This is a genomic window from Mycobacterium sp. GA-0227b (assembly GCF_001499855.1).
GTDB lineage: Bacteria > Actinomycetota > Actinomycetes > Mycobacteriales > Mycobacteriaceae > Mycobacterium.
In genome coordinates this window covers 104143-114146 of the sequence record NZ_LQIK01000008.1, presented here as the reverse complement: position 1 = coordinate 114146, position 10004 = coordinate 104143, and the positions used below count along the sequence as shown (strand labels likewise).

Sequence of the window (10004 nt, the reverse complement as noted above, 5' to 3'; positions counted from 1 at the left end):
TCGCGGGACTCGGCTCGTACTCGATGTGCTGGCCTATGTGCTGGCGCGTCTGCTGCTCGTGGCGGCGCAGGCGGCGGAGCGGTCAGACCGGCCAGCTTGGCGATCAGCCGCGGTGCCGCGTCGTTGCGGATGGCCCTGCGCTCGGGATCGGGATCGGTGTTGGCCTCGAAACATCCCGCCGGCGCGTTCTCCACAATGTCCAACGCGCTGCGGTACCTCTCCCGGGCCGCGTCGGGTCGGTTTTCCCAGGCGTCCATGTCACCTTGGCGTTCGCGGACGAGTTCCAGGTTGATCAGGATCGGACACGATTGCTCACGCGGCGTACGGCCGAGCGCGTCCGAGAAGTGTGCGTCGGCATCGTCGAGACGGCCGTCGAGCACCGCGAGCGCGCCGGCCGCGAACGGCGCCCTCGCTGGTTCGACGACGTTGAGCACACCCATCACCGCGACATCGGCGCGCAGCGCATCGGCGTCGCGCTGCGCGAAGTTCGAGACCGCCGATTCGCCGGCCACCACAGCCGAGATCAGCTTCAAGGCGACCGCCATCACCGCGACCGCCAAGGGAGCCGAGAACAGCAGCAGCCGGCGCCGCAACCGCAACCGCGACGGACGAGGACTGTGCGCGCGCATCAGACGTCCTCATCCCGGCGGGCCGCGCGGCTGGTCCGAAACTCGCGCAGCGTGAGGTAGATCTCGAACAGCAACAGCACGGCCGCGACCATGGTGAACACCCAATACAGATCCGTGCGGTCGGGCGCGGTGCCGGTGGACTGCGCGGGCGATACACCGCTCACGTCGGGCGCCGCCTCGGTGACCGGGCGGGTGGCGTCGCGCGCTACGAACGGCACGCCGAGCTGATCGGCGACCCGTCGAAGGCCCGGCTCGTTTCGTGTTGCCCCGTAACCGAACACCGCCCCGCCGTCCACCGAGCCGGGCACCGGGTCGAACTCGCCCTGCGGCACCCGCGACGACGGCGCGCCCGACCCGAAGTAGAAGACCAGGTTCTGCGCATCCGGGTCGCGTTGGCCGGCCGCGATCAGCTGGTAGCGAAGGACATTCGCGGCGGCCGCCGCATTCACCTCGGCTGCGGTGCCGTCCGGGTAAGGACGCACACCTGTGACGACCGGCTTGAGGCTCCAGTTGTCCTCGGACAGCGGCCATTCCAGCGACGAGCGGGACGCGAACGTGATCAGCGCGAACCGGGCCCGCGGGTAACGGTCGATGAGCGCGGTGATGTCGTCGCGGATGCCGGCGATCCGCGGTTGCCCGGCAAGGTGATCGGTGATGGCCGAGTCGGCGGAGCGGTCGACGATCAGGAACACGTTGGCCGTCGCGTCGTCACCCGAGGTGGTTTCGACCGAGGCCTGCTCCCCGCCGCCGATCGCGGGCCGGGCCGCGGCGATCAACATCAGCACCACCGCCAGCGTCAGGGCCGACCATCGCCACACGGTCGTCCATCGCTGCCGCGCGGTGTGCGCCAACTGCCACATGGTGATGAGCCGGAGCACGATCACGGCCGCGGCGATCGCGATCAGAAGCACCGGAGGTACGACGGGTGAGAACGTCATCGCCGCAACACCGCCAGGGACAGGCACAACAGCGCCGACACCGCGACCGCGACCGCCAACGGGACGGTCGGGGTGTCTCCGCGGAACCCGGTGAGGACGGCGGACCGGTCGGCATCCGGCGGGTGCGCGCGGATCCCGTCCACCTGAGCCGCCAGGTCGGCCCCGATGGGCGCGTACCGCCCGTAGGTGGCTTCCACGACGGACCGCAGGGGACCCGGCGACGACACCAGCGCATTGACCTGGACGCCGCGCTCACGCGCCATCTCCGTGACCTGCTGCTCGCTGAACAAGGAGGGGCGCGGCTCGTCCGCGGCGCGTAACTGGCCGGGGCCCAGGTAGATCAGCGAGCGCCGGCGCTCGTCGGGCGGTTCGTCGGCCGGGAATCCGGCCAGGCACAGCGCCAGGACGTCGGCGGCGCTCGGCGCGTAGTCCACGTACGTGACGGGTGCGGCGAACGACGCGAGCGCGTTTCGCTTCCCCGACAGCTGAGCGGGCGAGAGCGCGCTGTCGGCCGGAAGGTCTGCCAGAGCGGCTGCCTCACCGAGCTTTTCGACCGCGAACGGGTGATCACGGGTCAGCGGAATCACTCGGCGGTTGACGGAGGTCAATCCGATGCGCTGAGTGCCGTACGTCCTGGTTTGCTCGGCGAAGTGGGACAGGAACTCGCCGGTGGTGGGCTCGGTGGCCGGTTGGCCGACGCACAGCATGATGTCCTCGGGTACGTCGGACGTCTGCATCGACCACCACAAGCCGCTGGGGCGGGCGCTGGCCAGTGCCGCGGCTCCGAACAACAGCACCAGCAAGGCGATCGTGACGATCAAGGACACGGTCCGGGCGCGCGCCACCCGCGCGTACTCCGGCAGTCGGGTCAACCGCGCCGTGTTCGCCAGCGGTCGCAACTGTCGCTGCGAGGACTTCGTCGGCACCAACACGGCCAGCGCGACAGCGCCTGCAAGGCAAACGAATCCGAGGACCGCGACCGGCCACCAGGTCAGGGCCACGAGCGGATCAGCTCCTCGACCGCGACGCCGGTCTCACCGACGCGCACCGGTGACGCGGCGTTGAACTGCGCGTCGTCGAGCGCTGTGAGTATCGGCGCGGCGGGCGCCAACTCGCCGGACGCGACGTCGTCGAGGTGCATGTACTGCGCCCGGACACCCGTCGCCTGGTTGAGGAAACTGCGCAGGGTGCGGCTCATCGCGGCACCGGCCTCGGCGGCGGTGAGCTCACTGTCGCGGTGCCGGCCGGCGATACGCCGCACCGCCCGCGCGAAACGGCGGCGCAGCAGCTTGCCGTGCAGCGCACGCACCGCCGGTATGCGGCGCAGTCGCCGCGACGGCAGCGTCCACACGAAAACGCCGACATACCAGACGATCACGAGGGCGGTCAGCAGCACGCCGAGCCACAACCATGCCGGCGAGTACGGTATCGGCCCGCCGACGAACCGCAACAGGTCATCCGGCACGGGCGAACACCCCGGTCAACTCGACGAGCCGGGAGCGGATCTGGCTGCTGGCGGCGATCCTGGTGTGCGGAACCGCGTGGGCGGTCATGAACTCGTCGAGTCGGTGCGCCCGCATCTGCTCGCCGCGGCGATAGGCGGCCACCACCCGTGGGCCCAGCGTGGCGGTGTCGAGAACGAAACGCCCTGTCGAGACGTCGAAGCCGGCGCGATCGTCGGCGGCTGTGCCCACGGCGGGCATGTCGGACACCGTCGCCCACATCACGTCGTGGCGGGCGGTCAGGCGCGTGACGGCGTCGCTGAGCCGTTCGTCGACCTCCGGTTCGTCGGACACCACGACGATCAGCATCGGATGCCGGTAATGCGTTGCGACGTAATCCAGTTGACAGACGATGTCGCTGCGGCCGGCTGCGTTCGCGGTATGACCGTAGAACCGGTGCAGCAGGCTCTCGATGTGTGTCTCGCCGCGGCGTTGGCGGATGTTGACGCAGCCGCGCGCGTCGCCGAACACCATGCCGATCTGATCTGAGCGTCCGAGCGTGACGAGTCCGAATGCGCCGATGATGTTCACGGCCACATCGCGTTTGAGTTCGCCGCTCGGTGTCAGCGCGGTCATGTTGCGGCCCGCGTCGGCGACGATCAGCACCTTGTGGTGCTTTTCGGACACGAACCGCTTGATCAGCACGTGGCCGGAGCGGGCCGAGGCCTTCCAGTCGATATCGCGGACGTCGTCGCCGGGCACGTAGGGCCGCAGATCGTCGAATTCCAGGCTGCGGGTGTGCACGAGCGCGTAGCGGCCGCCTTCGAGCATGCCGCGGGTGTCGGTGCCGAAGTGCGTCCTCGCAGTGGTGAGGTGTTTGCCCATGACGGCCCTACGGGACTCGAACCGCTTGCAGGACAGCGTCGATGATCAGCTCGGGGGTGACGTTCGCGCTGGCGGCTTCGAAGCCGAGGATGAGCCGGTGCCGCAGCACGCGGTGGGCGAGCTTGGCGATGTCGCCCGGAATGACGTGCGCGCGGCCGGAGAGCAGGGCCAGCGCCCGGGCGGCGTTGCAGAACGCGATGGTGGCGCGCGGGCTGGCACCGTATTCGATGAGCCGGGCGAGTTGGCGCGGCAGGTGCTGGTCGGGTTCGCGGGTGACGCCGACCAACTGGCTCGCGTAGTGCATCAGCGCGCGGTCCATGTGGATGTGACGCACGACATCCTGTAGCCGCCGAATCTCGTCGAGACCGGCGACTGGCCTGCTGCGGTGGTTCTTGTCGTACAGCCCGGCGTCCATCCGGAACATCACCTCCACCTCCTGCTCGGCGGAGGGGTAGTGCACGACGTCTTTGAGCATGAACCGGTCGGTCTGCGCCTCGGACAGGGGATAGGTACCTTCCTGGTCGACGGGGTTCTGCGTCGCGATGACCAGAAACGGCTCGGGAATCGGGTACTCGGTGCCGGCGATCGTGGTCTGGCGTTCCTCCATCGCTTCGAGCATCGCGCTCTGGGTCTTGGCGCTGGACCGGTTGATCTCGTCGAGCAGCACGATGTTGGTGTGCACCGGGCCGAGCTGGGTGACGAACGAATTGGTCGCCGACTCGTACACCTGGGTGCCGATGATGTCGCTCGGCAGCAGATCCGGCGTGCACTGGATACGGCGGAACCCGCCGTCGATGGACTCGGCGATGACGCGCGCGGCGGTCGTCTTCGCCAACCCCGGCACGCTCTCGATGAGGATGTGGCCGCCCGCGAGCAGGCCGATCAGCAACGACTCGCGGAGGTTCTCCTGGCCGACCACCTTGGTCGAGAACGCGTCGGAGACCGCGGCGACGATGCGCTGCGCCTCCGCGAGATCGTGCTGGTCGATGCGTGTCCGTGCTGCGGTCATGAATGCCTTTCGGGTCCGGCTGCCGGATGCGGATACCCGGGCCAGAGTATCGACACACGGTTGTCATACGGAGCTGTCGTCAACTAAGATTGACACATGACAGATGAGGACCTGTTGGAAGCGATGCTCGACGGTGCCACCAGCACGGAACCCGCCGACGGGTTGCGTGCGATCCGGGCGCTGCAGCGACTGCAGGAACGACTGGAGGCGATTCACGTCGCCAACGCCCGCGAGCGGGGGTGGAGTTGGCAGGACATCGCCGCCGCGCTGGGTGTCAGCCGACAGGCCGTGCACAAGAAATACAACCGGAAGGTATGACGATGTTCGAGCGATTCGCCCGTAGTGCCCGCGTCGCCGTGGTGCTGGCGCAGGAGGAGGCCCGTGAGCTGAGCGCAGAAGAGATCCGGCCCGAACACCTGTTGGTGGGCGTCTTGCAGAGCGCGGGTCGTGGACTGTCGGGACTGCTCGGCTCGTACGGGTTGACCGCCGAGTCGGTCCGCGGCCGGTTGGAACCGTCCGATGACGCGGACGACCCGACATTCGAGGACGACGCAGAAGCGTTGCGCGCCATTGGGATCGACCTGCACGCCGTTCGGGACAAGATCGCTCGCACCTTCGGTGAGGACGCCTGGAACAATGCGCTGCGCAAGTCGGGTCGGCGCAGGCGCCGATACGGCCACCTTCCGTTCACCAAGGCGTCGAAGAAGGCGCTCGAACTCGCATTGCGAGAAGCGTTGGCGCACAAGGATTCGACGATTGGCTGCGAACACGTGGTCCTGGGCATCCTGCGCAGTGGTGACCGCTCGGCCGTCGGGCTGATCACCGAGCACGTCGATGCGGATCGGCTGCGCGAAGAAGTCGTCGGACTGCTCGACGAGGCCGCTTAAGCCAGGAATCGATCGACGTAGGGGGCGAACCGCCGTCGCAGGTCTTCGGGGTCCAGCCCGAACATCTCCGCTGACGTCGCGACCCGGCCCAGCCGGCCGCGTTGGTGTCCGGTCAGATAGTCGGTCATCGCGGCGCGTGCCTCATCGGTGAGTGGCTCACCGGCCAGCTCGTAAACACTTGCGGCGGTCCCGATTTCGTCGGCCATGAAGTCGTCGAAGCGAACGTCGATCGAGCGCTGTGGCCCGATGGCATCGCGGTCGCGGATCAATGCGTTGAGCATGAGCTCGAGCCGGTCCACCCAGCACGCCGCGATCTGCTCGACCGGCACCGGCGCGCAGTGCATCCGCGCCGAGTACGTGAGCATCGCGAGCATCGACAACACCACCGGCACCGGATCGCGATGGGTGGCGATCACCACCACGCCGGGGAACACGCGGTCGAGCACAGGCAACTGCTCGAGATGCTGTGGGGACTTGAGCAACCAGCGCCTGCCGCCGCGCAGGAACTGCAGCGCCTTCAACTGGGTGGCCAGGTGCTCGTAGTGCGGTGTCTGGTCGTGGCTCAGGTAGTAGTCGCGCCACCGTGGCACGTGCCCGAGCGTCTCGAACAGCATCGACGAGAAGTCGTTGGCCAGCAGCTGGATCTCTTCGTGCACGTGGTCGGTCGTCATCTCGTGCATCAGCGCGAAGTGCGGCATCACCGCGTTCATGAACTCCACCGCGGCGTCCATCCGGGTTCGCCGCGGGTCCGGTTCGATGCCGGCCTCCGACGGCAGCGGAAACGGCTCATTGCTTTCCCAGTAGGGGACGGTCCGAAAGGTCCGCGCGGCGGCGAGCAGGTTGTGCAGATGCGTCGTGCCGGTGCGCGGCAAACCGGCGATGACGACCGGCGGCGCCAACTCGATCTCGTGGATCTCGGGATGCCGGGTCAGTAGGTCGGTGAGAAGCAGACGGTTCTTCAGCCACTGCAACAGCTGGGCGTGGAAGTTGACGACGCCCGCATCGTGAAGACCCGGGATCTCCTGCAGCGCAGCGAGAAACACGTCGAGGCGCTCGCGGTAGTCGTCCGCTCCGAAGTCGTCGAGCCCGGTCTCGGCGCTGGCCTTGGCGTGCAGCGCGTCGGCGTCGAGCGGGCAGTCGGGCGCCATCGCGGCCATCATCTCGCGCAGCGGCTCCATCTCGGCGGGGAAGCGGGGCTCGGCGAGGTCGTCGAGCACGACGGGCGCGGGTGCTGTGGTGTCGGTCACAGCGAGTTATGTTACTGTCAGTTTCGTAATGACGACGGAAATCGGGCGACCTCGTGACAAACGCATCGACGGCGCCGTCTTGCGCGCGACGGTCGAGCTGCTCGGCGAGACCGGTTACGCGGACCTGACCGTCGAGGCGATCGCTCGTCGGGCGGGAACCAGCAAGCCCGCGATCTACCGGCGCTGGCCGGGCAAGGCGCACGTCGTGCACGAGGCGGTGTTTCCGGTCAGCACCGCCACCGAACTTCCCGACACCGGATCGCTGCCCAGGGACATCCGCGAAATGGTCCGCCGGACGGCCGGCGTGCTGACCACTCCCGCCGCCCGCGCCGCACTCCCCGGGCTGGTCGGTGAGATGGCCGCGAACCCGACACTGCACGTGGCGCTGCTCGAACGCTTCGCCGACGTGCTGTCGCGCGGGCTGACCGACCGACTCGACGCGGCCGTCGCGCGGGGGGAAGTCCGGCCCGACGTATCGGCCGCCGAGGTCGTCGAGGCGGTGGCGGGCATGACGTTCATGGCGTTGATCACCCGCGGCGACGGCCTGGACGACGGATGGGTGGACCGCACCGCCGAATTCATCACGAGAGGACTCAGCGCATGACCGACCACGAATCCACGAAGGCGTGGCACGAATTGCTCGACACACTCGGCGGGCTGGACCGCAGCTTCATCGAGGGGGATCGCGCCGTTACCGACGACCGCCACGTCGCCGACGGCTACCGCATGCTGGCCACCACGCTCGGCGTCGCGTTCGACACCTACCTGTTCGCCGAGCCGAGCCGGCCGCAGTGGGTCGAGCTCAACACCCCGTTCCGTCGCGACCGCCGCTGGGGCGGCGACAACACCGACGCCTGGTACTTCATGTGCCCGGTCGACCCGAAGCGCCGCTACCGCATCAGCGGTAACAAGGGCGACAGCGTGTACTTCTCGGTGACCGCCTACAACGAGCCGTCACCCGGCGCGTGGTCCGACCGCGTGGTGGCCATCGTCCGCGACGACGACCTCGACATCGACCGCGACGGCAACTTCTCATTCGCCTACGGGCCCACCGACGACGGCGTGGTGCTGGTGACCCGCGACTACCAGGCCGACCCGCTGACCGGCAGGCCGGTGGCGTGGCGGATCGAGGCGCTCGACGAGCCCGACCCGATCCGCCACGGCGACGCAGAGACCGCGGCCGCGCTACGGGCCAGTGCGGCGTGGCTGCGCACGATGTTCGCGATCGTGCCGCTGGCGGTCGGCGTCCGAAGCGACGACCATCACACGCTCGGCCACGAAATATCGCAAGTGGCAAACCAATTCGCCGAGCCGTACCAGGTGCCCGACGCGAACTTCGGCTGGTCCGCGCGTGATGCGTGCTACGCCTACGGCAGCTTCGTGCTCTCCGAGGACGAGGCGCTGGTCGTCACGCACCGGCCGCCGGCGTGCCGGTTCTGGAACCTGGTGGTGTGGAACCAGTTCATGGCCGGCGTCACCGACGCCAGGACATCGGTCAACGGCTACAGCGCGGTGCCCAACTCCGACGGATCGGTCACGGTCGTCATCTCCCGCGGGATGACCGCACACCCGAATTCGGTTACCACGGTGGACTATCCGCGCGGCAACCTGGCGTTCCGGTGGTTCCTCGCCGATGCGGTGCCAGCCCGGCCCGAGGTCCGGTTGGTCAAGGCCGCCGACGCCCCGACGACCGTTACGTAGGCCGGTACAGGGACTGCCTCCTCCGCGGCTAGGGCCGAGATTGCAGTCAGGGTTGTTGGGCCATGAGCCGCCTACTCCACAGCCCTGATTGCAATCTCGCCCATAGGACCGTTCAAAGAACACCCCCAGCCAGCCAGAGCGCCAGCGCCACAGCGACGGCCCACACCAGCATCGTCAGCCCCGTGTCGCGCAGCACCGGGATCAACTCCTTGCCGCCGAGGCGTTTCCGGACCGGCGCGGCCGCGCGCACCGCGAGCGGCAACGCCACCAAGCCGACGGCCGTCCACGGCGTCGCAAGCATCAGCACCAACGTCAACGCGAACGCGACGGCCATCAGCGCCTGATACAACAACCGGGTGCGGGCGTCGCCGAGTCGCACGGCCAGCGTGATCTTCCCGGACTCCTTGTCGGTCGGGATGTCGCGCAGGTTGTTGGCCACCAGCACCGCCGACGACATGGCGCCCATCGCGACAGCGACCGCGGCGCCCACCCAGTCGATCCGCAGCGCCTGGGTGTACTGCGTGCCCAGCACGGCCACCAACCCGAAGAACACGAACACCGCGATCTCACCCAGCCCCAGGTAGCCGTAGGGCCGTTTGCCGCCGGTGTAGAGCCACGCCCCCGCGATGCACACCGCGCCGACCGCGATCAGCCACGGCGCGCTCACCGCCGCCAGCACCAGGCCGGCCACCGCCGCCAGGGCCAGGCTCACCACCGCGGCCGTGAGCACCGCCTTCGGCGTGGCGACCTTCGACCCGACCAACCGCAGCGGGCCGGCCCGAACGTCGTCGGTGCCGCGGATCCCGTCCGAGTAGTCGTTGGCGTAGTTCACCCCAATGATCAGAGCGACGGCCACAGCCAGCGCCAGCAGCGCCTTCCACCAGCAGGCGGCGTGCAGCCAGGCCGCGGCGCCGGTGCCCGCGATCACCGGCGCGATCGCGTTGGGCAGGGTGCGCGGTCGCGCGCCTTCGACCCATTGGGCGAATGTGGCCACGAGCGCCAGTCTCCCACGGGCCCGGACCGTGGCAGACTGAGCGCATGGAGGACCGACTCAGCAAGGCGGAGATTCGCAAGGACGCCGTGCAGGAGATCTTCGACTCCGGCGTATCGACCGTCGGTGAGGTGGTCTCGATCATCACCACCGCGGTCAAGGACGTCGCCAACGCCGTCGGCGGCTTCGCCACCGACGCGTTCGAGATCCGCGACACCGTGCGCCTCGCGTCGCAACGGCTCGACGAAGTCGACGATCAACCGCCCACTTAGACC

Annotated in this window: 13 protein-coding genes; 5 read left to right on the top strand and 8 right to left on the bottom strand. The window is 68.6% G+C overall.

All coding sequences use genetic code 11. From position 1 onward, the window contains the following. The 6 genes from AU185_RS09165 to AU185_RS09140 form a co-directional block, all read right to left on the bottom strand. On the bottom strand, positions 1–629 hold a 629-nt coding region (locus AU185_RS09165), incomplete at its 3' end, for a hypothetical protein (protein WP_059156965.1). After that, on the bottom strand, positions 629–1567 hold the full coding sequence (locus AU185_RS09160) for a vWA domain-containing protein (RefSeq protein WP_059099507.1): 939 nt from the start codon (positions 1565–1567) through the stop codon (positions 629–631). The genes AU185_RS09165 and AU185_RS09160, both read right to left, overlap by 1 nt. Continuing rightward, entirely contained in the window at positions 1564–2568 is a 1005-nt protein-coding gene (locus tag AU185_RS09155; protein ID WP_059099506.1) for a hypothetical protein, read from the bottom strand. Before AU185_RS09155 ends, AU185_RS09160 begins: the two co-directional genes overlap by 4 nt. Further along, on the bottom strand, positions 2559–3032 hold the full coding sequence (locus AU185_RS09150) for a hypothetical protein (protein WP_059099505.1): 474 nt from the start codon (positions 3030–3032) through the stop codon (positions 2559–2561). The genes AU185_RS09155 and AU185_RS09150 overlap by 10 nt, the downstream gene beginning before the upstream one ends. Further along, positions 3022–3894: a DUF58 domain-containing protein gene (locus tag AU185_RS09145; RefSeq protein ID WP_059099504.1), complete on the bottom strand. Its 873-nt coding sequence runs from the start codon at positions 3892–3894 to the stop codon at positions 3022–3024. Before AU185_RS09145 ends, AU185_RS09150 begins: the two co-directional genes overlap by 11 nt. A 7-nt stretch (positions 3895–3901) precedes the next feature. Next, complete coding sequence (locus AU185_RS09140; RefSeq protein WP_059099503.1) at positions 3902–4903, bottom strand: AAA family ATPase; 1002 nt, start codon at positions 4901–4903, stop codon at positions 3902–3904. Positions 4904–4999: 96 nt separating this feature from the next. Between AU185_RS09140 and AU185_RS09135 the strand changes: the two genes are divergently transcribed. Both AU185_RS09135 and AU185_RS09130 read left to right on the top strand, forming a co-directional pair. Continuing rightward, entirely contained in the window at positions 5000–5221 is a 222-nt protein-coding gene (locus tag AU185_RS09135; RefSeq protein ID WP_059099502.1) for a helix-turn-helix domain-containing protein, read from the top strand. 2 nt (positions 5222–5223) lie between these two features. Further along, positions 5224–5790: a Clp protease N-terminal domain-containing protein gene (locus AU185_RS09130; RefSeq protein ID WP_059099512.1), complete on the top strand. Its 567-nt coding sequence runs from the start codon at positions 5224–5226 to the stop codon at positions 5788–5790. Here AU185_RS09130 and AU185_RS09125 read toward each other — a convergent pair. After that, positions 5787–6968, bottom strand: a complete 1182-nt coding sequence (locus AU185_RS09125) for a sulfotransferase family protein (RefSeq protein ID WP_082683808.1) — start codon at positions 6966–6968, stop codon at positions 5787–5789. The two genes, AU185_RS09130 and AU185_RS09125, sit on opposite strands and share 4 nt — an antisense overlap. Before the next feature lie 97 nt (positions 6969–7065). On the opposite strand from AU185_RS09125, the gene AU185_RS09120 reads away from it, so the two are divergent. Continuing rightward, the gene (locus tag AU185_RS09120) at positions 7066–7641 is read left to right on the top strand and encodes a TetR/AcrR family transcriptional regulator (protein ID WP_059099500.1); all 576 of its coding nucleotides are present in this window, start codon (positions 7066–7068) and stop codon (positions 7639–7641) included. Continuing rightward, entirely contained in the window at positions 7638–8738 is a 1101-nt protein-coding gene (locus AU185_RS09115; RefSeq protein ID WP_059099499.1) for a DUF1214 domain-containing protein, read from the top strand. The genes AU185_RS09120 and AU185_RS09115 overlap by 4 nt, the downstream gene beginning before the upstream one ends. 112 nt (positions 8739–8850) lie before the next feature. On the opposite strand, the gene AU185_RS09110 is transcribed toward AU185_RS09115, so the two are convergent. Beyond that, on the bottom strand, positions 8851–9732 hold the full coding sequence (locus AU185_RS09110) for a 1,4-dihydroxy-2-naphthoate polyprenyltransferase (protein ID WP_059156964.1): 882 nt from the start codon (positions 9730–9732) through the stop codon (positions 8851–8853). Between the two features lie 44 nt (positions 9733–9776). Here AU185_RS09110 and AU185_RS09105 point away from each other — a divergent pair, with 44 nt between their 5' ends. Beyond that, positions 9777–10001: a hypothetical protein gene (locus AU185_RS09105; protein ID WP_059099497.1), complete on the top strand. Its 225-nt coding sequence runs from the start codon at positions 9777–9779 to the stop codon at positions 9999–10001. Positions 10002–10004 lie beyond the last annotated feature (3 nt).